This window comes from Zoogloea sp., assembly GCF_030157465.1.
Lineage (GTDB): Bacteria > Pseudomonadota > Gammaproteobacteria > Burkholderiales > Rhodocyclaceae > Zoogloea.
In genome coordinates, this window is sequence record NZ_JAOAUU010000112.1 from 18,864 (window position 1) to 43,449 (window position 24,586).

18 protein-coding genes are annotated in these 24,586 nt (G+C 65.7%); 10 read left to right on the forward strand and 8 right to left on the reverse strand.

Features of this window, described 5'->3' with window-relative positions; genetic code table 11:
- Positions 1–91 precede the first annotated feature (91 nt).
- The 5 genes from mtnA to Q1W26_RS13635 all read left to right on the forward strand — a co-directional run bounded on the left by mtnA (position 92) and on the right by Q1W26_RS13635 (position 10,330).
- Positions 92–1,153 (forward strand): S-methyl-5-thioribose-1-phosphate isomerase, encoded by a 1,062-nt coding sequence (gene mtnA, locus Q1W26_RS13615; RefSeq protein ID WP_300441109.1) that lies wholly within the window; start codon positions 92–94, stop codon positions 1,151–1,153.
- A 12-nt stretch (positions 1,154–1,165) separates the two neighbouring features.
- Positions 1,166–1,849 (forward strand): class II aldolase/adducin family protein, encoded by a 684-nt coding sequence (locus Q1W26_RS13620; protein ID WP_300441112.1) that lies wholly within the window; start codon positions 1,166–1,168, stop codon positions 1,847–1,849.
- 11 nt (positions 1,850–1,860) lie between these two features.
- Positions 1,861–6,282, forward strand: coding sequence for a response regulator (locus Q1W26_RS13625; protein WP_300441115.1), 4,422 nt, complete (start codon positions 1,861–1,863; stop codon positions 6,280–6,282).
- A complete protein-coding gene (locus Q1W26_RS13630; RefSeq protein ID WP_300441117.1) occupies positions 6,282–7,433 on the forward strand; it encodes a two-component system response regulator in 1,152 nt (383 codons plus the stop codon). The genes Q1W26_RS13625 and Q1W26_RS13630 overlap by 1 nt, the downstream gene beginning before the upstream one ends.
- Before the next feature lie 116 nt (positions 7,434–7,549).
- Complete coding sequence (locus Q1W26_RS13635; protein ID WP_300441119.1) at positions 7,550–10,330, forward strand: EAL domain-containing protein; 2,781 nt, start codon at positions 7,550–7,552, stop codon at positions 10,328–10,330.
- 19 nt (positions 10,331–10,349) lie between these two features.
- Here Q1W26_RS13635 and Q1W26_RS13640 read toward each other — a convergent pair whose 3' ends face one another.
- The 6 genes from Q1W26_RS13640 to Q1W26_RS13665 all read right to left on the reverse strand — a co-directional run bounded on the left by Q1W26_RS13640 (position 10,350) and on the right by Q1W26_RS13665 (position 14,747).
- Positions 10,350–10,673, reverse strand: a complete 324-nt coding sequence (locus Q1W26_RS13640) for an AzlD domain-containing protein (protein ID WP_300441122.1) — start codon at positions 10,671–10,673, stop codon at positions 10,350–10,352.
- Entirely contained in the window at positions 10,670–11,377 is a 708-nt protein-coding gene (locus Q1W26_RS13645) for an AzlC family ABC transporter permease (RefSeq protein WP_300441125.1), read from the reverse strand. Before Q1W26_RS13645 ends, Q1W26_RS13640 begins: the two co-directional genes overlap by 4 nt.
- An 87-nt stretch (positions 11,378–11,464) precedes the next feature.
- On the reverse strand, positions 11,465–11,989 hold the full coding sequence (locus Q1W26_RS13650) for an LEA type 2 family protein (RefSeq protein ID WP_300441128.1): 525 nt from the start codon (positions 11,987–11,989) through the stop codon (positions 11,465–11,467).
- Positions 11,986–12,864, reverse strand: a complete 879-nt coding sequence (locus Q1W26_RS13655; RefSeq protein WP_300441131.1) for an NAD(P)-dependent oxidoreductase — start codon at positions 12,862–12,864, stop codon at positions 11,986–11,988. The genes Q1W26_RS13650 and Q1W26_RS13655 overlap by 4 nt, the downstream gene beginning before the upstream one ends.
- 2 nt (positions 12,865–12,866) lie before the next feature.
- A complete protein-coding gene (locus Q1W26_RS13660) occupies positions 12,867–13,739 on the reverse strand; it encodes an NAD(P)-dependent oxidoreductase (protein WP_300441134.1) in 873 nt (290 codons plus the stop codon).
- Between the two features lie 111 nt (positions 13,740–13,850).
- Positions 13,851–14,747 carry a hypothetical protein gene (locus Q1W26_RS13665; RefSeq protein ID WP_300441137.1) on the reverse strand — a complete coding sequence of 299 codons (897 nt, stop codon included), beginning with the start codon at positions 14,745–14,747 and terminating at the stop codon, positions 13,851–13,853.
- Between the two features lie 190 nt (positions 14,748–14,937).
- Here Q1W26_RS13665 and ybiB point away from each other — a divergent pair, with 190 nt between their 5' ends.
- From ybiB to Q1W26_RS13680, 3 genes are all read left to right on the forward strand, one after another.
- Entirely contained in the window at positions 14,938–15,864 is a 927-nt protein-coding gene (ybiB, locus tag Q1W26_RS13670) for a DNA-binding protein YbiB (RefSeq protein WP_300441140.1), read from the forward strand.
- Positions 15,865–16,041: 177 nt separating this feature from the next.
- Positions 16,042–16,839, forward strand: coding sequence for a caspase family protein (locus Q1W26_RS13675; protein ID WP_300441145.1), 798 nt, complete (start codon positions 16,042–16,044; stop codon positions 16,837–16,839).
- A 233-nt stretch (positions 16,840–17,072) separates the two neighbouring features.
- A complete protein-coding gene (locus Q1W26_RS13680; RefSeq protein WP_300441148.1) occupies positions 17,073–19,805 on the forward strand; it encodes a nitrate reductase in 2,733 nt (910 codons plus the stop codon).
- A 233-nt stretch (positions 19,806–20,038) separates the two neighbouring features.
- On the opposite strand, the gene Q1W26_RS13685 is transcribed toward Q1W26_RS13680, so the two are convergent.
- A complete protein-coding gene (locus Q1W26_RS13685; RefSeq protein WP_300441151.1) occupies positions 20,039–20,287 on the reverse strand; it encodes an acyl carrier protein in 249 nt (82 codons plus the stop codon).
- A gap of 400 nt (positions 20,288–20,687) precedes the next feature.
- Between Q1W26_RS13685 and Q1W26_RS13690 the strand changes: the two genes are divergently transcribed.
- Entirely contained in the window at positions 20,688–22,292 is a 1,605-nt protein-coding gene (locus tag Q1W26_RS13690; protein ID WP_300441154.1) for an acyl-CoA ligase (AMP-forming), exosortase A system-associated, read from the forward strand.
- Positions 22,289–23,533: a pyridoxal-dependent decarboxylase, exosortase A system-associated gene (locus Q1W26_RS13695; RefSeq protein WP_300441157.1), complete on the forward strand. Its 1,245-nt coding sequence runs from the start codon at positions 22,289–22,291 to the stop codon at positions 23,531–23,533. The genes Q1W26_RS13690 and Q1W26_RS13695 overlap by 4 nt, the downstream gene beginning before the upstream one ends.
- Positions 23,534–23,636: 103 nt before the next feature.
- Here Q1W26_RS13695 and Q1W26_RS13700 read toward each other — a convergent pair whose 3' ends face one another.
- Positions 23,637–23,930: a DUF3579 domain-containing protein gene (locus Q1W26_RS13700; protein WP_300441160.1), complete on the reverse strand. Its 294-nt coding sequence runs from the start codon at positions 23,928–23,930 to the stop codon at positions 23,637–23,639.
- Between the last annotated feature and the right edge of the window lie 656 nt (positions 23,931–24,586).

The window sequence follows — 24,586 nt, forward strand, 5'->3', positions numbered from 1 at the left end:
TTCTGGCAGATGCAGCCCGCTGCGGCCAGCCACGCCAGGCGGTGCGCCGCTACAATCGCCTCCCCGACGACTTTCGAGCTGAAGGAAACCCGTGTCCGACCACTGCCCCACCCTGCGCCGGAATGGCGACCAGGTCATCATCCTCGACCAGACCCGCCTGCCCTGGCAGGAGGTTTTCGTGTGCCTCGACACCCTCGACGATGCGGCCACCGCCATTCGCGACATGCAGGTGCGCGGCGCCCCGCTGATCGGCGCCACGGCCGCCTTCGGCATCGCCCTCGCCCTGCGGAACAACGCATCCGACGCCGCACTGCAGGCCGCCGACGCCTGCCTGCGTGCCACCCGTCCCACCGCGGTCAACCTGCACTGGGCACTCGACCGCATGCAGGCCGCACTGCGTCCGCTGCCCGCCGCGGAGCGCAGCGCCGCAGCCTGGGCCGCCGCCGAAGCAATCCAGAGCGGCGACGCGGCCGCCAACGCCGCCATCGGCCACCACGGCCTGGGCCTGCTGCAGGCACTGGCCGCCAACCAAAACCAGCCGCTCCACGTAATGACCCACTGCAACGCAGGCTGGCTTGCCACCTGCGGCCACGGCACCGCCCTCGCTCCGATCTACGCTGCCCACGCCGCCGGCATCGAAGTGCACGTCTGGGTCAGCGAAACCCGCCCGCGCAACCAGGGTCTGCTCACCGCCTGGGAGCTGGCCCGCGCCGGAGTGCCCCACACCCTCATCGCCGACAATGCGGCCGGCTGGCTGATGGCCGAAGGGCGGGTCGACGCGGTGATCACCGGCGCCGACCGCATCGCCGCCAACGGCGACACCGCCAACAAGGTCGGCACCTACCTCAAAGCCCTCGCCGCCCGCGCCCACGACATCCCTTTTTATATTGCCGCGCCCCGCTCCACCGTCGACTTCAACTGCCCCCACGGCCGCGCGATTCCCATCGAGGAGCGCAGCGCCGACGAAGTGCGCATCATCCAGGGCCTTGATGCGGCCGGCCTGCCTGCCGGCATCCGCCTTGCCGGGCCCACCACGGCCGCCTGCAACCCGGCCTTCGACGTCACGCCGGCCGGACTGGTGGCTGGCATAATCTGCGAGTTCGGCGTTTTTCCCGCGGACGGACTCGCCGCGATCGCCGGGCGCCAAGCCTGAACAGGAGCTGCGATGATGAATGAGAACGTCCTGCGCGAAGGCCTGCTCTCCACCGCAAAGGCGATGGCCAGCAGCGGGCTCAACACCGGCACGGCCGGCAACGCCAGCGTGCGCTGCGCGCGGGGGTTCCTGATCACCCCGAGCGGCCGCAGCTACGAAGACTGCAGCGCCGACGACATGGCCCTCGTCGCCATGGACGGCAGCTGGCAGGGGCCCTTCGCCCCGTCGTCCGAATGGCGCATGCACCGCGACGTACTCCAGGCCCACCCCGAGGCCGGCGCCGTGCTGCATGCCCATTCGCCCTTCGCCACCGCCCTCGCCTGCCACCGCCGCGCCATTCCCGCCTTTCACTACATGATTGCCCGCTTCGGCGGCGACGACATCCGCTGCGCGCCCTACGCCACCTTCGGCACCCAGGCCCTTTCCGACAGCGCCCTTGCGGCCCTCGAAAACCGCAGCGCCTGCCTGCTTGCCAACCACGGCATGCTGGTGTTCGGCAGCGACCTGCGCCGCACCCTGTCCCTCGCCGTCGAATTCGAAACCCTCTGCGAACACTACTGGCGGGCCTGCCAGCTTGGCGAACCCAGCATTCTCTCGGCCACTGAAATGGCAGAGGTCATCACCCTCTTCGAAACCTACGGCAAACCCCGGCCGACCCCGGCCAGCGGCAGCGCAAGCACGCCCGAAGCCGGCTAGGAGCCCCCCATATGCATTGCGGGACAAGTGCCGAACGGCAAGCGCCACGCCTTGTCCGCAGCCTGCTGTGGCGCATCGGCGCGGTTTTCCTGGCCAGCCTGCTGATTTGTGCTTGCGCCATCCAGTTTCTCATCGTGGCCCCGGCCACCCAGGCCCTCGGCCACCTCCAGCTCGAACTCGCCACCACGCGCATCCAGAGCGGCGCCGAGCAGCACTTCCGGGACATCGAAACCCGCCTCCACAGCGCCCGCAGCCTCGCCGGGCGCCTCAAGCTGGACGATGCAGACGGCTTCCGGGCCCTGTTCGCGCCATTCATCGACGGCGACACGCCCATCGCGGCCATCCACCTCGCCGACGCCGACGGCCGGCAGCTCACCCTGCAGCACGGAAGTGACAAGCCTTCGCAAGACCGGGCCAGCGCCAGCCCGCAACCCGGCAACACCGCCGATGCCGGGCACCCCTGGTTCGACGCCGCGCGGCAAACGCCCGGTAGCGACGCCATCATCGGCTGGACACCGCCCTACCGCCTGCCCGCCACCGGCGACGACGGCCTCAGCGTGTTCACCCGCTGGACCGGCGCCGATGGCAAATTGCGCATCCTTGCCTTCGACATCCCCCTCGCCACCCTCTCGCGCCTCAGCCGGAACAACCCGATCGGCCAGGCCGGCAGCGGCATCCTGCTCACGGATGGCGGCCAGATCGTCGGCCTGCCAAGCCCGGAAGGGCACGACGCCGCGCGGCTTGAACCGCTGGCACACATCAATGCCGGCTTTATTGGCCACGGCTACGCCCGCTGGCTTGAAACCGGCCGCAAAAGTGGCGAAACCCTTCCCTTCGACAACGCCGGCGAAGACTGGCTGACCCGCTTCGTTCCGCTGCAGCTCGGCCAGCAGCGCTGGTGGGTTGGCGGCTTTGCCCGCGCCGCCGACTTCACCCCGGCCCACCTGCAGAATATTGCCTGGGCACTGGCCCTCATCGCGGCCCTGGCCGCTGCCGCCGCGGTCGGCCTCACACGGCGCCTCGAAGCAGCCCCGGCCCGCAGCCAGACCGAACTCGAAGAACAGCTCAACCGGCGTACCGACCCGCTGGCCGAAAAAAGCCGCGCCCTCGCCGACCAGTTGCTGTTCGTTCATCAACTCCTCGACGTGCTGCCCAACCCGGTTTTCTACAAGGGGCCGGATGCCTGCTTCCTCGGCTGCAACCGCGCCTACGAAGAAGCCTTCGGCACCAAACGGGAAGATCTGATCGGCAAGACGGTGCTCGAACTGCCCCACCTGCCGCCCGCCATCCGCAGCGCGTACCAGGATACCGATCAGAAAATCCTTGCCGGCGGGGGCAAGCTGCACCAGGAAATCCGCGTCACCTTCGCGGACGGCAAGGAGCACGACGCCCTTTTCTGGATCAACAGCTTTCGCGTTGCCAGCGGCGAGCCGGGCGGCCTGCTCGGCGTCCTGGTGGACATCACCCCCCAGAAGCAAGCCGAACGGGAAGCCCGGGCCGCCGAGGAATGGATCCATCGCATCCTCGAATCCAGCCCCATCGCCGTCGTCATCAACCGGCCCGGCGGCCCGCCGCTGTTCGTCAACAGCCGCGCGCCCGAACTGGCCGGCACCGACATCGCCACCTTCATGCAGCAACCCGCCACAAACTGGTTCAGCAAACGCGAGGTGGCCGAGTCCATCGTCGCCCAGGTGGCCAGCGGCTGTCCGGTGCGCGACCAGGAAATCGAATTCCGGCCGGTGGACGGCAGCAGCCTGTGGACCCTCGTCACCCTCGAGCCCATCGAGTTTCTCGGCAGCCCGGCGCTGATCGGCTGGATCTACGACATCACCCGCCGCAAGGTGGCCGAGCAGGAGCTGCGCAAGCTCTCGCTGGCCGTCGAGCAAAGCCCTTCGATGCTCGTCATCACCCTTCCCGACGGCGCAATCCAGTACGCCAACCCGCGCTTCTGCCAGGAAACCGGCCTCAATGCGGCCGAGCTCGCCGGCACCCGGCCCGATCTCCTCGATGCCGCCGGCGAGCCCTTCGAATTCCACATCGGCGAATGGCTGGCCGACAACGCAGCCAGCGTATGGCGACGCGAATGCCAGCTCCGGCGCCGGCACGGCGACCCGCTGTGGATCGGCATCTCGGTCAGCGGCCTGGCCGAAAACCAGGGCGGGCACAGCAACGAGATCACCCACTGCATCTGGGTGCTCGAAGACCTCTCCATGCATCGCCAGGCACTCCAGACCCTGCGCGACACCAAGCGCCTCGCCGAGGAAGCCACCGAATCCAAGACCCGTTTCATGGCCAACATGAGCCACGAAATCCGCACCCCGCTGAACGCCATCATCGGCCTTGCCGACCTGTGCCTGGCCACCGGCCTCGAAGCCCGGCAGCACGACTACGTGGCAAAGATCAAGGCTGCCGGCGCCACCCTGCTGAGCGTCGTGAACGACATCCTCGATTTCTCGAAAATCGAGTCCGGCAAGTTCGAACTCGAGCAAACCCCCTTCACCCTCGACCGGGTGCTCGGCAACGTCATCACCTTCGTCGCCCAGAAGGCCCACGAAAAAGGCCTCGAACTGCTCGTCGACATCGGGCCGGACGTTCCCCAGAACCTCATCGGCGATCCGCTGCGTCTCGGCCAGGTGCTCACCAATCTGCTTGGCAACGCCGTCAAATTCACCCCCCGGGGCGACATCCGGCTAAGGATCACGGCGGCCGGCTCCGGCCCCCGGCGTGTCACCCTGCGCTTCGAGGTCAGCGACACCGGCATCGGCCTCAGCAGCGGCCAGATCGAAGGTCTTTTCGAAGCCTTTTCCCAGGCCGACAGCTCCATGACGCGCCGCTTCGGCGGCACCGGCCTCGGCCTGTCCATCGCCCGCCACCTGGTCGGGCTGATGGGCGGCAGTCCCATCAAGGTGGACAGCAGCCCCGGCTCCGGCAGCCGCTTCGGGTTCAGCGCCCCCTTCAAGCTGGCCACCGCCGCCACGCCGCGGGTCTTTCCCGACATGCTCAAAGGCCTGCGCGTGCTGGTGGTCGACGACCACCCCGCCGCCCGCGAGGCCCTGCTTGGCCTGCTCGGCAGCTTCCCCTGCCGGAGCGAAGCGGTCGGCTCGGCCACCGAAGCCTTCAACGCTGTGCAGCAGGCCGACAGCACCGCCCCCTTCCGGCTCGTGCTGATGGACCTGCGCACGCCGGACGATGACGACATCGAAGCCACCCGCAAGCTCAAGGAGGCGAGCGGTCTCGCAAACCCGCCGGTGGTCATCCTGCTGACCGCCTACGGCGACGAGCACACCGCCGGGCAGGCCGGCTACCTCCACAAACCCGCCACCGCCTCCACCCTTCTGGATGCCATCGTCGGAGCCTTCGGCCCGGCCGCGAGCCCGCAGCCGGCCCCGCCCAGCGCCACCCGCCCGCTACAGGGCCTCCGCATCCTCGTCGTCGAAGACAATGACATCAATCGCCAGATCGCCCGCAGCCTCCTCGAAAAACGCGGCGCCATCGTCAGCATGGCCGAAAACGGCCGCCTCGGCGTCGAAGCGCTGCAGCGGGCCGGGCCCGAAGCCTTCGACGCCGTGCTGATGGATCTCCAGATGCCCGAAATGGACGGCCTCGAAGCCACCCTCCAGATCCGCCAGGATCCGCGCTTCGCCGCGCTGCCCATCATCGCCATGACCGCCCACGCCCTCCCCGAGCAGCGCCGGCAATGCATCGAGTCCGGCATGAACGACCACGTGGCCAAGCCCATCGTCCCCGAAGTCCTTTTCTATGCCATCCTCCGCCACACACGGCGCAAACCCGCCGCCAGCCCCGCCGACGCCCTGCCCGATCTGCCCGGACTCGACGTTGCCAGCGCGCTGCGCCGCATGAACGACAAGCCCGACACCTACCTCTCGCTGCTCCGCCGTTTCGTCGCCTCCCATGCCGACTGCGCCGGGCACATCGACACCGCCCTCGCCGCCGGCCAGCTCAAGGAGGCCGAACGGCTTGCCCACACGCTGCGCGGAACGGCCGCCAATCTCGGCGCCGATGCCCTGCGCGACGCGGCGTGCGCGCTCGAAACCACGCTACGCCAGGGCGCTACCCCGACGGCGGCTCAGCCTCTGGCCACCCGGCTCGGCGCCGAACTGGCCGCGCTCATCACGATGCTCGAAGGCGCACTCCCCCCCGCCCCACCGGCCGTTGACGAAGGCCCGGCGGTTCTTGGCCAGGCCGAATTCGACGCCGCCGTCACCACCCTCCTCCAGCTCATGCAGATTTCCGACGGCGCTGCACCGGCGCTTTTCCTCCAGCTCCGCCCCGACCTCGCCGCGCGCATCGGCACCGGAAAAACCGCACGCATCGCCGAATCCCTGCAGCGCTACGATTATGATCACGCGCTAGACTGCCTGCATGCGGCCCTCGATCCCGGGCACCCAGCGAACACCGGAGACAACGCCTGATGCAATCGATCGACAGCCACCGCCCGCTCATCCTCGTCGTCGATGACGCACCCGACTCCATCGAGCCCATCGTCACCTGCCTGCACCAGGCGGACTTCCGCACCCGCATCGCCACCCGCGGCGAACGCGCACTGCGGCTCGCCGCCAGCACGCCCGTGCCCGACCTCATCCTGCTCGACGTCACCATGCCCGACATGGACGGCTACGAAGTCTGCCGGCAGCTCATGAACAACCCGGTCACCGCCGGCATCCCGGTGATTTTCCTGACCATCCGCAACGAAGAGCTGGACGAGCAGCTCGGCTTCGACGCCGGCGCCATCGACTACATCACCAAGCCGATCAGTCCGCCCCTTGTCCTGACCCGCATCCGCAACCACCTCAACCTGAAGGCCGCCAGCGATTTCCTGCGTGACCGCAACAGTTACCTCGAACAGGAAGTCCGGCGCCGCACCCGCGAACTCTCGCTGATCCAGAACGCCACCATCGTCGCCATGGCGTCCCTCGCCGAAACCCGCGACAACGAAACCGGCAACCACATCCGCCGCACCCAGATGTACCTGCGCGCCCTCGCCCGGCACCTGCAGTCGCACCCGCGCTTCGCCGCCGAACTCACCGACGAGAACATCGACCTGATGTACAAGTCGGCCCCGCTCCACGACATCGGCAAGGTTGCCATCCCCGACCGCATCCTGCTCAAGCCCGGCGAACTCACGCCCGCCGAGTTCGAGATCATGAAAACCCACACCACCCTCGGACGCGAGGCCATCAGCCGGGCCGAAGCCCTGTTCGGCGGCGTCTCCAGCTTCCTGCGCTTCGCCAAGGAAATCGCCTATTCCCACCAGGAAAAATGGGACGGCACCGGCTACCCTCTCGGCCTGTCGGGCGAGCGCATTCCGGTTGCCGCGCGCCTGATGGCCGTCGCCGACATGTACGACTCACTGATCACCCGGCGAATCTACAAAACCGCCCACAGCCACACCCAGGCCGTCGACATCCTGCGTGCCGGTCGGGGCACCGATTTCGACCCGGACATCATCGACGCCTTCCTCGCCCTCCAGAACGATTTTCAGGCCATCGCCCAGCGCTTCGCCGACGCCGAAATCGACGAGGAGCGCGAAACCGAGCGCATGCGCCAGGTTTTCGGCTACTGAGCCCCCCAGGGCAGGGCTCCGCCCAGCCCGCCCTCTCAAGAATAGCCAGCGGCATCCGTTAATGGGCCGTCGGACAGGATCCGGCAACACCCGATTCCAGTTCGACAGGAGACCTGATGACCCGCAGCCCGACACCCTCAACGGTTGTCGATTTTTTTCGCCGCTTCGGGGTGCCCCTGACTGTCTTCGTCGTCATCTTTCTGCTGACACTCGACAACTATCGCAGCACCATCCGCGAAGAAGAAGACGCCGCCCGCAACCGTTTTCAGACGACCGCCCGGGAACAGATTGCCCATCTGCGCGACCGCACCGACGGTCTCGTCCGCCAGGCCGACATCCTGCGCCGCCAGATGGCCTTTGCCCCGGCCGAAACCCAGGCTCATTTCGCCGAAATCGTCGCCCCCGTCCTGCAGCGCCACCCGGAAATCCTGCGCCTTGGCCTGCTCCGGGTCGAAAACGGAAACGCCCGGCCCGTCATCAGCGCCGGCAACCCGCAAGGCAGCCCGCTGCCGACCCCCGCCGACACCGTCGCCATCCAGGACGGAATCCGCGCGGCAATCGGCGCCAGCACCAGCGTCGCCACCGCGCCCTACCCACTCCCGGCAGGCAACGGCAGCCACCGCAACGCCGTCCTGACCCTCAGCCCCATCGTCCGCAGCGACACCCCGGCGGCCCCCGTCCGTGACCTGCTCTACATCGAAATCTCCATCGACGAAGTGCTCCGTGAGACGCTCGGTTCGGACACCTGGCGCGAGCGCACCGACACACGCCAGCGCTTCGAGTTCGAGCTTATCGACACCGTGATCCCCGGCCGCCCACTCGCCCGTACGCCAGACTTCCACATTGGCGCAAGCTCTTACGCCGATGGATTTGATTTCGCCGACCGCCACTGGCTCATCATCGCCGCAAGCAACAGCCTGCACCCGCAGCTGCCCAGCGCGGACGCCGGCGCCCAGCTGTTCTCCGGGTTGTCCCTCGGCGCGCTGGCCGCCTTCATCCTCTACGTGCTGCAAACCCGCGCCGACGCCATCCGCCGCCAGGTGCATGAAAAGACCCTCGCCCTCGGCGAGGCCAACACATCCCTCGAACAGTACGTAAAGGCCCTTGGCGAAACCAACCGGCTCCTCGAAAGCGAAGTCGAAAAACACGCCCACGCCGAAAACCTGCTGCGCGAAACCACCACGCTGCAAAGGGCCATCCTCGACTGCGCCGAATACGCCATCATCTACACCGACGCCAGCGGCATCATCCGGGTGATGAACCCCGCCGCCGAGCGCATGTTCGGCTACCGTGCCGACGAACTCATCGGCCATCAGACTCCGCTGATCTTCCACACCGCCGAAGACATCGCCGGCTGGACCCTCGCCCACAAGTCCGGCGGCTTTGCCGCCCTCGCCGCAGAAGCCGGCACCCGGCTCGCCGAACCCCACGAACTCATCATGCGCCGCAACGACGGCAGCAGCTTTCCGGCCACCATCAGCATTTCGGTGGTACGCAACGGAGTGCGGCAGGTGCGTGGCTACCTGGGCATCGTCGCCGACATCACCCAGCGCCGCGACGCCGAGCACCGCATCCGCCACCTCGCCCACTACGACAGCCTCACCTCGCTGCCCAACCGCACCCTGCTCAACGAGCATCTGCTCGAAGTCATCCAGGGCGCGCGCGCGCGCCAACGCGGCGTAGCCGTGCTGTTCACCGATCTCGACCGTTTCAAGTACGTCAACGACACCCTGGGCCACCAGGCCGGCGACGAACTCCTGCTCGCCGTCGCCCAGCGCCTGCGCGCCTGCGTGCGGGATGGCGACCTCGTGGCGCGCACCGGCGGCGACGAGTTCGTCGTGGTGCTTGGCAACCTGGACGAAGGCTCGGTGCCCGAAGATCTGGCCGAGCGCATTCTCGCCAGCCTCGCCCGCCCCTTCGAACTGTGCGGCCGGCAGCTCACCGTCACCCTCAGCATCGGCATCGCCCTCTACCCCAACGACGGCCACGACGGCGCCGCGCTCATCAAGAACGCCGACGCCGCCATGTACCTCGCCAAGGAACGCGGCCGGAACAATTTCCAGTTCTTCGACCACGGCCTCTCCGAGCGCTACAGCGAACGTCTCGAACTCGAAAACCACCTGCGCCACGCCCTCGACGAGAACCAGCTCGCGCTCTTCTACCAGCCCCAGGTGGACACCCTGTCGGGCGAACTCATCGGCATGGAAGCCCTGATCCGCTGGCGCCATCCCGACGGCACCATGGTGCCGCCCGACAAGTTCATCCCCATCGCCGAGGAATCCGGCCTCATCGTGCAGATCGGCGCCTGGGTGCTGCACGAAGCCTGCCGCCAGAACCAGGCCTGGCAACAGGAAGGCATCTGCCGGGTACCCGTGGGGGTGAATCTGTCGGCCCGCCAGTTCGACGACGCGGGGCTGCTCGCCACCATCCAGTCGGCCCTTCTCGAGAGCGGCCTTCCGGCGGCCTACCTGGATCTGGAACTCACCGAAAGCCTGGTGATGCGCAACCCCGAACACACCCGCAGCCTGCTGGCCGAATGCAAGAAACTCGGCCTGCAGCTCTCGGTGGATGACTTTGGCACCGGCTACTCCAGCCTCTCCAACCTCAAGCGCTTCCCCATCGACCGCCTCAAGATCGACCGCTCCTTCATCAGCGATATCGTCACCGAGCCCGACGACGCCGCCATCGCCCAGACCATCGTCGCGATGGCTCACACCCTGCGCCTCGAAGTGATCGCCGAAGGCGTCGAAACCGAAGCCCAGCTCGCGCTGCTGCGCCGCTGGCGCTGCGACGCCTACCAGGGCTACCTGTGCAGCCGTCCGCTCTCGGCGGTGGACATGACCCGCATGCTGCGCACCCTGCGCGCCACGCGGGCCGTTTCACTGGCCACTCTTTGAGCCGGCCACCCGCGTACGGCTAAAACAGCCACTTGAACACGTACAGCGCGGCCATGCCGGCACCAATGGTCGCCAGCACATTGCCCGTGCGCCACGCCACCAGCGCAGCCACCAGCGCCGCCCAGGGCTTGGGCGCCGCCAGCGCCAGCACCACCTCTCCGCCGTGAATGAACAGCTCGCCAGCCGTCAGCGCCGCAAAGCTGGCCGGTGCGATGTGACGGCACAGCGCATGCAGCCAGCCCGGCAGGCTGCGATTGGCAAACAGCCCGATCATCGCGTAGCGGTACACAAAGGTGACGAGGCCGATGACGACGAGCAGTGCCAGCAATGCTGCCGTGCTCATCGCGCCACCTCCCGGCGCCTTGAGGCCCACACCCCGGCCACCAGCCCCAGCACAATCGCCACCACCAGCCCCAGCTTGTAGGGCAGCGCGGCAAAAGCCAGTGCCGCAAGCGCGGCCACCAGCGCCGCCGCCTGGCCGGCACGCTCCTTCATCAGCATGGCCAGCAGCGCGATAAAGGTGAGCGGCACCGCGAAATCGATATCCCAGCCCGCCGGAACGCTCGCCCCGAACAGCAGCCCCGCCGCCGTCGACAGCTGCCAGGTGAGCCACAGCGTGAAACCGCAACCCAGAAAATACCAGTGGCGCAGATCCGGGCGGTCGTCCGGCGGGGGCGTTACCTGATAGCGCAGGATCGCCACCGCGTAGGCCTCGTCGGTCAGCAGGTAGGCCAGCAACAGGCGCCAGCGCCGCGGCAGGTGGCGCACGTGCTCGGCGATCGACATGCTGTAGAGCATGTGTCGCAGATTGAGCAGGCCGGATGTCAGGCCGATCGGCAGCGCACCCGCGCCCACCGCCAGCATCTGCACGATGACCAGCTGCGCCGCGCCGGCAAACACCACCGCCGAGGCCAGCTGGGCGAGCCATGCCGGCATGCCGGCCTGGATCGCCCCGATACCGTAAAGCATGCCGAAAGGCACGACGCCAAGCTGCAGCGGTGCCTCATCGCGGCAGCCGGCCAGAAATTCAACAAGTTTGGGATGCATGGAAAAATGAGGCGGAATGGCCCGCGAGCCATTCACGCGTTTGAGTGTGGAGCTTGACGGTGACCGGGCAGACAGGGCCCGGCCCGGCTAGAACTTCTCGGTGGGCGGCGTCCGGCTGCCGCCTGCCGGCTCGCCCGGGCCCTTGGGCATCCCGACATCACCGGTCTGGTCGAAGTCGATACCCCCGAAGTTGCCGGTCACCAAACGGCCCTTGATGCGGTATTCCAGCTTGTCGCGCCCCTTCATAAGCTCCTTGAACTGGCGCAGGAAACCGGCAAGGCCGGTGGTCGCGGTCACATCCAGGGTCGCCTCGCCAAGGCGCGGAATCACCACCGGCTGGTTCCCGACGCCCCGGGCAAAATGCTGGCCGTTGATGTCCAGCGTAAAGCTGAGCCCCTCGACCGAAATATCGCTGGTGTTGGGGTTGGTCACGCGCAGGGTCAGCAAAAAGCGCTGTTCCAGCAGGTTGCCGTCCAGGAGGCGGATGCTGACCACCGAGACTTCCGGCTTCTTCATGCCGAACTGCAGGCCGGCGCACCCGCCCACAATGCCGAGCCCCAGCCCGGCCGCGGCCAGCCAGACAAATCGACGACGACCTTCAAGTTTGATCACTGCATTTTCTCCACCGGCGCTTCCAGCACCTTCAGCAGGCTGGCGGTATCCAGCCGCCCGCCGCCCAGGGCCATCAGCGCGTTGAGTTGTTGCCAGGTTTGTGCCGCCAGCGGCAGCGGCGCCCCCCGTTGCCGGGCTTCGTCCATCAGGATCGCAAAATCCTTGTGATGGAGGCGCGCCTGGATGCCCGCCACGAAATCCCGCCGGACCATGCGCCCGCCCATCACGTCGAGCACCCGGGAGGCCGCCGAGCCGCCTTGCAGCGCTTCCAGCACCTTGGCCAGGTCGAGCCCATGGGCCCCGGCCAGGCGCATCGCCTCGGCCACGGCCTGTATAACGCTGACCATGATCATCTGGTTGCAGGCCTTGGCCACCTGACCGGCGCCGGCCTCGCCCATGTGGACCACCGTTTTGCCCAGGCAGGCGAACAGCGGACGCACCCGCTCCAGCACCTCGGCGCGGCCACCGACCATCAGCGCCAGCGTGACGTCGATGGCGCCCTGCCCGCCGCCCGAGACCGGCGCATCCAGCCAGGCAATGCTGCGCCCGGCGTAACGCGCCGCCAGCCGGCGGGCCGTGCCAGGCGCAATGGTGCTCATATCCACGTGGATGCTGCCCGGCGCAAAACCCTCGATGAGCCCGCCGGGCCCGAAGGCCAGCTGCTCCACGTCGGCGCTGGCGGTGACGATCGAAATCACCACTTCGCTGCGCGCCGCCAGTTCGGCCGGACTCCCGCACGCCATCGCCCCGGCGGCCACGATGGGCGCTGCCGATTCGGGCCGCCGCGCCCACACCGCCACGTCGTGCCCCGCTGCCAGCAGGTGACCCGCCATCGGCAGGCCCATCACACCCAGCCCGACAAAACCGACCCGCACCGTCAGTCTCCCGAGAGCTGTTCGAAGAGCTTGAGCGCGGCGACGGAATCCTCCTCGCCCAGGCCGCTGCCAACCATGGCGTTGAAAAGCTGGGCCGTGGCCGCGCTGTTGGGCAGCATCAGCCCGAGGCGATGCGCCTCCTGCATCACGATGTTCATGTCCTTCTGGTGCATCCAGGCCTTGAAGCCCGGCTTGAAATTGCGGTCCAGCATGCGCTGACCGTGGTTTTCAAGGATCCGGCTGTAGGCAAAACCGCCCAGCAGCGCCTCGCGCACCTTGCCCGCATCCACGCCGCTCTTGCGCGCAAAGTTGAAGGCCTCGGCCACCGCCACCACGGTGACGCCGGTCAGAATCTGGTTACAGGCCTTGGTGACCTGCCCGGCCCCGGACCCGCCGATGAGCGTGACGGACTTGCCCATGCTGGCGAACATCGGCTTGACCTTCCCGAAGGCCGCCTCGTCGCCGCCCACCATGATGGTCAGCCCGGCGTTGATCGCACCCACCTCGCCACCGGACACCGGCGCGTCGAGCATGGTCACCCCCCGCGCGGCGAGCCTCTCGGCGATGCCCTGGGCCGCCGCCGGCGCAATCGTGCTCATGTCCACGTAGATCAGCCCCGGCCTGGCGCCGTCGGCCACGCCGCCGGCGCCCAGCGCCACCTGCTCCACGTCGGCCGCATCGGAAACCATCGAGAACACCACGTCACACCCGGCAGCCACCTCAGCCGGGCCGGTAGCCCCCTTTGCGCCCGCTTCCAGCAGGGGCGCCATCGACGCATCGCGCCGCGCCCACACGGTGAGATCGAAACCACCCTTCAGCAGATTGAGCGCCATCGGGCGCCCCATGATGCCCAGACCGATGAAACCGACTTTCATGTGAAGCCCCCCGCGTGCAAAAGCACGGAGGTTAGCGGGGGCCGGCAGAAGTGGGAAGTGGCACGCCGCAAAGGCCGGCGCCCGAGGTGCCCGTAAAACGGAACCCGCGGGCTATCCCCCCGCCAGCTTCAAAGCCACGGCATCGACGCTGAAGCTCGCCGTGGCGGTCTCCATGGCCGCTTCAATACCCTGAGCGATCGGCTCGAAGCGGAACCCGGAAAGGCCCGCGAGCCGGAAATCGAAGCTCGCCAGCACCTTTTTCAGGCTCGTGTCGCGCAATTCGAGGCGCCCTTCCATCTGTTTGCCGACGGGCCCACGCGCCACCTGCTGGAGCGCAAAATCACGCCACGCTTGATAATCGGCGCCGCCGACGACCAGGCTCAAGGGGCTGCACCGGCCAAGGCCTCCCGCGATGGACGGCCGGCGCAGTTCGCCCGCCACCTCGCTGCCCGGATTGCGCCGCAAGGTAAACGCGGCAACGCGAACGACCCTGCCGGTCGGAAGATCACCGACGCTGACGACAAAATTGGACGCCAGCATTTTCTTCTGCTTGCCCGACACACCCGGCTTGACCGACTCGCCCGCAGGGCCTCCCGCGATGGATTCCGGCCGGAATATCGCCTCGACCAGGTAGGCATTTTTGCCGGCCGCGTCACACTGCGGAAAACGCAGCTCGACCGGAAAACACCCTTTCAGCTCGATGCGCTCCCTGGATTTGCCGTTCATGTCGGTCCGGACAACGCTCATGTCGAGCCGCATCACCTTGCCGACCATGATCTCGTCGACCCAGCCTGCCAGCGCCGGCATCTGGCCGGGCGCAAATCCGATGGCCAGATCCCCGAGCTTCAGCGCCCCCGGCCGGACCAACCCCCCAGCAGCCCCGCTCGGCTGCTCGACGATCTCCCAGGCGATATCGGGCAGCGTGCACGTGACAAGCGGAAACAGCTGCCCGCCCAGTTCGAGGTAAATGGCGCCCGCCTGGGCGGTAGCAAGGGCTTTCTTCGGCATTGTCGTTCTCCTTGTCGATGATCAATGGCCATCCGCGAACGCAAGGCCCCTGACCCAACATAGTTCGCGCAGCAGCGAAAGACAAAGGGACGCGTCAGGCGCCCAGGGCCAAAGCCCCGAGGCAAGGCCCGCGCCCCGTCGCCGCATCCGCTACACTCGGCGGGTTTCCAATCCTGCATCGATCCCCGCCATGTCCTACGCTCCCTTCATCAAGGAAATCGGCCGCGGGCCGAAAGGCTCCAAGCCCCTCACGGTCGAACAGGCCGAATCCCTTTTCGGCGACATGATGGATGGCCGCGTGCCCGACCTGGAGCTTGGCGCCGTCATCCTGTCGATGCGCATCAAGGCCGAATCCCGCGAGGAGCTGCTTGGCTTTCAGCGCGCCCTCGACACCCGCACCGCGCGCATCGCGGTTCCGCCGGGCCCGCGCCTCGTGGTGCTGCCCACCTACAACGGAGCCCGCCGCCAGGCCAACCTGATGCCGCTCCTCGCCCTGCTGCTGGCGCGGGAGGGCGTGCCGGTGCTGATCCAGGGTCGCCATGATTTTGAAAGCCGGGTGAGCCCCTTCGAACTCCTCGAAGCCCTCGGCATCACGCCCGCCACCAGCATTGCCGACGCAGAAGCCCGGCTCGCCGAACACCACCTGGCCTGCCTGCCCCTCGACGCCCTCGCCCCCGGCCTCGATCCCCTTCTGGCCCTGCGCCCGCGGCTCGGCGTGCGCAACAGCGCCCACACCCTCGCCAAGCTCCTTGATCCGGCCCCCGGCCACAGCGTGCGGGTCGTTTCGGTAACCCACCCCGAATACCTCGAACGCCTGCATACCCACCTCGTCGCCCAGGGCGGCGTGGCCCTGCTGTTGCGCGGCACCGAGGGCGAAGCCTTTGCCAACCCGCGCCGCCGCCCCCAGCTGCAGGCCTTCGCCAATGGCGAGGCACGCGTGGCCTACCCGGCCGAAGAAGGCGGCGCACCGCCTGTCGAGGGCCTGCCCGACAATCCGGAAGTGTCCAGCAATGCCGAGCTCATCCGCAGCATGCTGGCCGGCAACACCGCCATTCCGCAGCCCATCCTCGACCAGGTCCAGGCCCTGCGCGAACTCAGCCTCACCCCGCGCGCCTGAAAACCCTTCAGCGGGCGGCGCGCGGCATCGCCCGTCACGTACCCGGTGCTCCTCAAGCCTTGCTCAGGTAGCCGTTGACCTTTCAATGCGCTCTGCTTAACTGTCATTGAAAGGTCATTTCGCAGCGGGTCATCCGTTATGCCCGGCCCGCCCCTAACACAACGAGGGAGATGGATCATGAGCAAGAAGGCACTGTGCATCGGCATCAACGACTACCCCGGCACCCAGAACGATCTCTCCGGCTGCGTCAATGACGCCAACGACTGGGCGGCAGCCCTCGCCGCGCGCGGCTTCGCCGTCACCAAGCTGATCGACGCCCAGGCCACCAAGGCTGCGATGGTCGCCGCCATGAGCGGCCTCATCTCGGGCGCAGCCAAGGGCGATACGGTGATCATCACGTATTCCGGCCACGGCACCTGGGCGCCCGACAAGAACGGCGACGAACCCGACGGCCGCGACGAAGCCCTGTGCCCGTGGGATATCGGCTCCGGCAAGGTGCTGCTCGACGACGAGATCGCCGTGATCTTCGCCAACCACGTCACCGGCGTGCGGGTGCTGCTGATCTCCGACAGCTGCCACTCCGGCAGCGTCACCCGGGGCGACGACAGCGATCTCGACCCCGGCATGCCGCGCGCCCGCTTCCTGCCCCCCAGCGTCTGGATGAAAGCCGAGGACGTGCCCGCCCCCAAGACAGCCCGGCTGCCGCTGATCAGCGGCCTGACGCGCAGCGGTGGTGACCTCCTGATGGCCGGCTGCACCGACACCCAGTACAGCTGGGACACCAGCTTCAAGGGCCGGCCGAACGGCGCCTTCACCTACTACGCGCTCAAGGCCCTCGCCACCCTGCCGGCCACCGCCAGCTACGCCGACTGGTTCAAGAAGATCAGCCCGACCTTCCTGCCCACCAACCAGCTGCCGCAAAACCCGCAAATCTTCGGCAGCCGCACGGCCCGCGCCTGGAAAGTCTTCGCCTGATCACCCCCGCCCGAGCACCGCTTCACCCGGCCTGCTGAAACAACAGCAGGCCGGGTGAAGCGCTTCTTGCTTGCGCCCGCCATGCCCAAAACTGGTGCGGAGCAATAATCAAAAAGGCAATAACGCACCGCGCTGGATCAGTCATGCCCCAGCGTGGTGACACCAAAGACAATATTGCCACCCATTCCAACATGGCACGCCCTTTGCTTGAATCTGGCATCAAAGGAGCAGACATGGCCGAAACAAAATCCACCTGTTGTTACTGCGGCGTTGGCTGCGGTGTTGTGATCGAACACGAAGCAGGCCGCATCACCAGCGTGAAGGGCGATCCCGATCACCCTGCCAACTTCGGCCGCCTCTGCACCAAGGGCGCCACCCTGCACCTTTCTGCCGCCCCCGAAACCCTGGCCACCCGCGCTCTTTACCCCGAGCAGCGCGCCAGCCGCGACGAGCCCCTCCAGCGCGTGAGCTGGGACACGGCGCTCGATACCGCCGCCGAAAAATTCGCCGCAATCATCAAGGAACACGGCCCGGACGCCGTCGCGATCTACGGCGCCGGCCAGCTCCTCACCGAGGATTACTACGTCTTCAACAAGCTGATGAAAGGCCTCATCGGCAGCAACAACCTCGACACCAACTCGCGTCTGTGCATGTCCAGCGCGGTGGCCGGCTACAAACTCAGCCTGGGCGCCGACGCCCCGCCGTGCAGCTACGAGGACATCGCCCACACCAAAGCCCTTTTCATCACCGGCAGCAACACTGCCTTCGCGCACCCGATCGCCTTCCGCCGCGTCGAGGACGCCAGGAAGGCCAACCCGGACATGAAGCTGGTGGTCATCGACCCCCGCCGCACCGACACCGCCGAAGCCGCCGATCTCCACCTCGCCCTCCTGCCCGGCACCGACATCGCCCTCTACAACGCGATGCTCCACGTGATGCTGTGGGAAGGCTGGATCAACCGTGATTACGTCGAAGCTCACACCGAAGGCTTCGATGCGCTCAAGAAAATCGTCCGCGAATACTCGCCGGCCATGGCCGCCACGATCTGCGGGCTCGACAAAAAAGCCATCGAACAGGCGGCACAGCTCTTCGCCACCTCACCGGCAACGATGTCGATGTACTGCCAGGGGCTCAACCAGTTCTCCTTCGGCACCCACAACAACTCGGCACTCATAAACCTGCACCTGGCCACCGGCCAAATCGGCAAGCCTGGTGCCGGCCCCTTCTCCCTTACCGGCCAGCCCAACGCCATGGGCGGCCGCGAAGTGGGTGGCCTCGCAAACCTGCTCTCCGCCCACCGGGACATGGCCAACCCGGCCCATCGCGCCGAAGTCGCCGCCCTGTGGGGCATCGACAGCGTGCCTGAAGCCCCCGGCAAGAGCGCCGTCGAACTTTTTCAGGCGCTCAAGTCCGGCGAGGTCAAGGCGGTGTGGATCGCCTGCACCAACCCGGCCCAGTCGATGCCGGACCAGACCCTGATCGACGAAGCCCTCAAAACCGCTGAATTCGTCATCGTGCAGGAAGCCTTCGGTCACACCGAAACCTGCCGCTACGCCGACCTCCTCCTGCCCGCCAGCACCTGGGGCGAAAAGGACGGCACCGTCACCAATTCGGAGCGCGCCATCAGCCGCGTGCGTTCAGCCGTGCCCGCGCCGGGCGAAGCCCGCCACGATTGGGCGATCGTGGTGGACTTCGCCCGGCGTCTGGGCGCCCACCTCGGCAAACGCGAGCTTGCCGCGCGGATGTTTCCCTACGCCAGCCCCGAGGAAATCTGGAACGAACACCGGGAATCCACACGCGGCCGCGACCTGGACATCACCGGCCTCAGCTACGCCCTGCTCGAAAACACCGGCCCGCAACAATGGCCCTTCCCGGAAGGAGCCGGCCACGGCAAGGTCAGGCTCTACGAAGACGGCCTCTTTCCGACGCCATCGGGCCGCGCCCGCTTCGTCGTTACCGAACACCGGATCACCGCAGAATCCCCCAGCGCCCGTTACCCCCTCCACCTCAACACCGGCCGCCTGCGCGACCAGTGGCACGGCATGAGCCGCACCGGTCTCGTGGCCCGCCTTTACAGCCACGAAGCCGAGCCCCTGCTTCACATGCACAAGGACGACATGGAGCGGCGCAAGCTTGGCGACGGCGACCTGGTCAAGGTGAAGAGCAAGCGTGGCAGCGTGGTTGTGAAAGCCCAGCAATCCACCAGCCTGCGCCCGGGCCAATGCTTTCTGCCGATGCACTGGGGCGGCAACGCGATGGGTGGGCTGGGTATCAACGTGCTGCTGCCGGGCGACTTCGACCCCTACTCAAAACAGCCGGAGCTCAAGCACGCAGCGGTGCAGGTTGAAAAATACAGCGCCGGGAAATCGCTGGTGGCCATGCGCCGTAGCGAGGCCGACGCCGATGGAAAACTCCAGCCCAATCCGCATGAAGTCATGGCTCGCCTACGCCAATGGCTGCCCCGCTTCCCCTACGCCAGCCTGACCCTGGCCGGACGCAGCGCACCCGTGGTCGTGCTGAAAGCCCGCGGTGACGATCTCGCCCCGGAGCTGATCGAAGCCCTCGACCGCGACCTCTCCCTCGACGACCCGACCCAGGTACTTTCCTACCAGGACAGCCGACGGGACATCGCCAAACGGGCGCGCGTGGACGGCGATTCGCTCTCGGCCGTGCGCCTGGCAGGCGAAACAAAGGCCGCCGAATGGCTGGCCGACCTGATGGTGCAGGGTCACTCTGCCACCGCGGTGCGGCCGTGGCTGCTGGCACCGCTCACGCAGCCGCCAGCCGGCCAGTCGGCACGCGGCAAGGTCATCTGCAACTGCTTCGACGTGGCCGAGGACGAGATTGTCGAGGCATTCCGGGCAGGAGAATCCCTTGACGGCCTGCAGGCCCGCACCCGGTGCGGCACCAACTGCGGCTCCTGCGTCCCCGAGCTGAAGCGGCTTCGGCAAAGTGTGAACCACTGAAGCTCTGGCGGCGGAAACATCCGCCGGCCTGCCGCTACGCCGGTCAGGTTGACAAGGTAGAAGACGCCCGATAAGCCCTATCGGGCGTCTTGCATTCGTGCCCCCAAGCCAGGCGCACAAATAGAAAAGCCGGGCCTAAAAGACCCGGCTTTCAAAACGAGACGGCAGGCACTGCCAGTCTCCAGAACCCCGCAGGAACAAACCTGCCCCCCCGAGGTTTTCAAACGGGCCTTTCAGCCCAGTTTTGCATTCACGAATTCAACCAGCGAGCCCACGGACGCGAAGGTAGAACCATCGATCTCGTCATCTTCGATGACAAAACCGAAGCGCTCTTCGAAAATGTTGATCAAACCAACGACTGCCATCGAATCCAGATCTGGCAGGGCGCCCAACAGGGGCGTGTCGAGATCGAACTGGGCCGCAGCACCATCCAGATTCAAAACCTCGTCGAGAATCGACAGCACTTCCTTCTTCGTATCCAAAACTCACTCCAATCGGAAAAACCAAACACAAAAACCTGGAAGCAACAGCATTCCCTGCCGCATTCCCTGCCCTGTGAAGCCTCGAAACGGCACGCCTCCATCATTATAAGCGACAAGGCCGCGTTCGGCACCGTGATCTAAGTTGCAGGCCCAGAAGCAAGCCGGATCGAGCGGAAAGAACATTTTTCATTGTTTTGCATCTTGGCCCGGCTTTCTTCAAAAAACCCCGGCAACCCTGCAGTCTGCCCCGGCCTCCAGCCTACTCCAGGGCTGCAGGCGTGAGCTTTTTTGCGTGGCACGTCACGGACCTGCGATAGACTCATGCATAGCCAAAACGCGTTAAACATCCACGCATCAACCCTCTGCGTCCCAACAGGATCAACGAACAGTTTCAAGATCGATGCCCAAGACCTCTCTCCTCCACGAACTCATCAGCGCATCGGCCGAACGGGCGCCGAGTTCGCCGGCACTCACCTCTGGCCGGGACACCCTGAGCTACCACGAACTCGACAACCAAGTGGCGGGCCTTGCAAGCGGGCTCATCGAACTCGGCATCGAGCGCGGAGAGCGCGTCGGCATCTTCCTCGACAAACGGATCGAAACCGTTGTGGCCTCGTTCGCCGCGGCGCGGGCAGGCGCCGCTTTCGTACCGGTCAACCCCATCCTGAAATCAGAGCAGATCGGCCACATCCTGCGTGACTGCAATGCGCGAGTGCTCATCACCTCGCCGGAACGACTGCCCCTCATTACAGGCGCCCTTGAGCACTGTCACGACCTTCGCCACGTGATTCTTACCGCGCCGTCCGCCAAGCCGGTCAATCTGCCCGGTGTCAGCATCGCGCTCTGGTCAGACCTGCTGGCCACCCCGCGCCGTGCCGGCAACCGGATCATCGACACCGACCTGCTGTCCATTCTCTACACTTCTGGCAGCACCGGTCGTCCAAAAGGCGTCGTACTGTCTCACCGCAACATGGTGGCGGGCGCAAAGAGCGTCGCAAGTTATCTGGGCAACAACCCGGATGATTCGCTACTGGCCGCGCTGCCCCTGTCCTTCGATGCGGGCTTCTCCCAGCTCACCACCGCATTTCACAGCGGCGCACGGGTCGTCCTGCTCAACTACCTTCTCCCGCAAGACGTGCTGAAGGCCGTGGTCCGTGAAAAGATCACCGGCCTGACCGCCGTGCCACCGCTCTACATTCAGCTTGCCCAGCTCAACTGGCCTGAAACCGCCACCAGCCACCTGCGCTATTTCGCGAACACCGGCGGGCGCATGCCGCTCGAAACACTCAAGACCCTGCGCGCCCAGTTGCCGCAGACCAAGCCGTTCCTGATGTACGGACTCACCGAAGCTTTCCGCGCCACCTACCTGCCCCCCGAGCAGGCCGACATTCGCCCGGACTCGATCGGCAAGGCCATTCCGGACGCCGAAGTGCTTGTCTTGCGTGACGACGGCAGCGAGTGCGCCCCCAACGAACCTGGCGAACTCGTCCAGCGCGGCGCACACGTCGCGATGGGCTACTGGAACGATCCGGAAAAAACGGCTGAGCGCTTCAAGCCGCTTCCCGCCTCGGCCCCGGGCCGCCAGGCGGGCCTGGTACTGCCCGAAATCGCCGTCTTCTCCGGCGATACGGTCCGCCGCGATGAAGAGGGCTACCTTTATTTCATCGGACGTCGCGATGAAATGATGAAAACATCCGGCTACCGGGTGAGTCCGACCGAAGTGGAAGAGATCCTTTACGCCACCGGAAAAGTCGGCGAATGCGTGGCCTTTGGCATTCCTCATGCAACCCTCGGACAGGCAATCTGCGTGATCGCAACAGGCAAGGATGGAACACAGCTCGACCCTGCCATCCTCCTGACAGAATGCCGCCAACGCATGCCCGCATACATGATCCCGGCAGCGATCGAAGTCCGTGAAGGCCCCCTGCCCCGCAATCCAAACGGCAAAATCGACCGCAAGACCCTGTCCACCGAATTCGACACCGCAAACAAGGCACAGCAATGAGCGAAGTCACGCGCCAAAAACCGGCCCATGCACCGATGGATCAGTTCCGATCCGAAGCCGGTGAATTGCTCGTCGGCGGAATACCCCTGCGACGCCTTGCAGCCCGGGTCGGCCAGACACCCTTTTACGCCTACGACCGCGCCCTGCTGACGCGCCGCGTAGCCGAACTGAGAGCCAGCCTTCCGGCAGGAATCAAAATCCACTACGCGATGAAGGCAAACCCGATGCCCGCGGTTGTCGACCACATGGCAAAGCTGGTCGACGGGATCGACGTGGCATCGGCAAACGAATTGAAGGTCGCGCTGGACAGCGGCGCAAACCCTCAGGAAATCAGCTTCGCCGGCCCCGGAAAACGGGTGGAAGAACTGCGTCAGGCCGTCGCCTCCGGCATCCTGATCAATATCGAATCATTCCGCGAAGTCTCCGAACTCGCCACCATCCGCCGCACGACGGGATCGACAGTCCGCGTAGCGGTGCGGGTCAATCCGGACTTCGAACTCAAGAGCTCCGGAATGAAGATGGGCGGCGGCCCAAAGCAGTTCGGCGTTGACGCAGAACAGGTGCCGGCTCTGCTCGGAAAAATAGGCGAAGCGGGCCTGTCCTTTGAAGGTTTCCACCTCTTCGCAGGCTCCCAGAACCTCCGTCCCGAAGCCATCGTCGAAGCACAACGGAAATGTTTCGATCTCGCCGTGCGCCTTGCCGAATTTGCACCATCGCCAGTCAAATTCCTTAACCTCGGAGGCGGATTCGGCATCCCCTATTTTCCGGGCGAATCCAGGCTTGATTTAAGCAGCATCGCTACCAATCTGGAAATACTCGCCGGGGAAGCACGTGATCGACTACCCGAAGCGGAAATCGTCATTGAACTCGGTCGCTACCTTGTTGGTGAAGCTGGCGTTTACGTATGCAGTATTCTCGACAAAAAGGAATCCCGTGGGCACACGTTCCTTGTCGCCGATGGCGGACTCCATCACCACCTGTCAGCGTCGGGAAACTTCGGTCAGGTGATTCGCAAGAATTACCCTGTCGCAATCGGGGATCGCATGGGCGAACCAATGGGCGAACCTGTATCGGTAGTCGGGCCGCTGTGCACGCCCCTCGACATACTGGCTGACAAAATGCAGCTACCGAATGCAGAGCCCGGCAACCTCGTTGTGATTTTCCAGTCAGGCGCATATGGCGCAACAGCAAGCCCAAGAGGCTTCCTGAGCCAACCGGATCTGTTGGAAGTACTCGTCTGACGAGCAGCTCGCAGGAAGCTTTCCTGCGGGCATTCAAGCGTCAAAGGCCTGGATGCCTAATCGGCGCTTGGAAAAGCACTCATAAAAGCCAATACAATTATTTTCAGAAAAAATAGTCGTCCGGCAACAACTCAATTTGCAAGTCATTGTCTTTGGCGAAATTCTTTAGAAAATTGTAGGCCAGAGGCTCGATGTCGTGAATCCGTGCGTCCACCAAAACCGTCTTATCGCCCTTCAGGTTACATGCGGGTCGCACATGCGGTGAATAAGTCATTCTGTTGTCAGCGCCAAAGGCCGACATTACTCCACATAACCGATCAGCCCAGTCACTTGGCCGAAAAGTCCGGCCATCACTGGTACGCCCAACAATCACGAAGTTTTGAACTTTTTGAATCATGTGCGATGACGGGAAATAAGAAACAGATCAACCAACTTGAACCTGAAGCACCTGAAAACTTTACTTATGGCGCCAGCAGTTCAATTCTATCAGGAAACCAAGTAAGAACCCCCAAAGCTTGCACCGCCACGAGGCAACTACGGCCAGCGCAAAGCAAGCGGTAGCTGAGCGGGGTTCGCCTATCCCGGGTGGGCGACTCTGGAAACTCCGTTCTGGCGAACCCGAAGCGGACTGGCACAGGCCTCCTCCAAGGGCGCCAATGCCTGGGTTGCAGCCTGACGCCATTGGACCAGATCCGGCGGCTAAACGCCTTGCTTCCAGCACCCGGCATTTATGCCCGCTTCATCCAGTGCCTTCGTGGTGAGAACCGCCTCAAACCGGGCTCCGCTGTCCAGCGCTCCAGCGTCGCCACGCCCCCCCCCATCTCACACGCAACAGTTCCCACTGCCGCACTCCAAAGCGGCAGCAATCTCCCAATCCTTGAAGTCCTGTCCGTATCGCAGCACGTCTTTCTCTCATCATCGCCTTAAAGTTTGCAACGCCATCGAGGCGACAACTATCTAGTCGGTCCTGAAATATTCAATTCGCCGCCTTCCGCCGTCTGCCCGGTGGCCATGACCTCTCGTCGCTGACCAGTCGCCCGCGCATCCCGACCA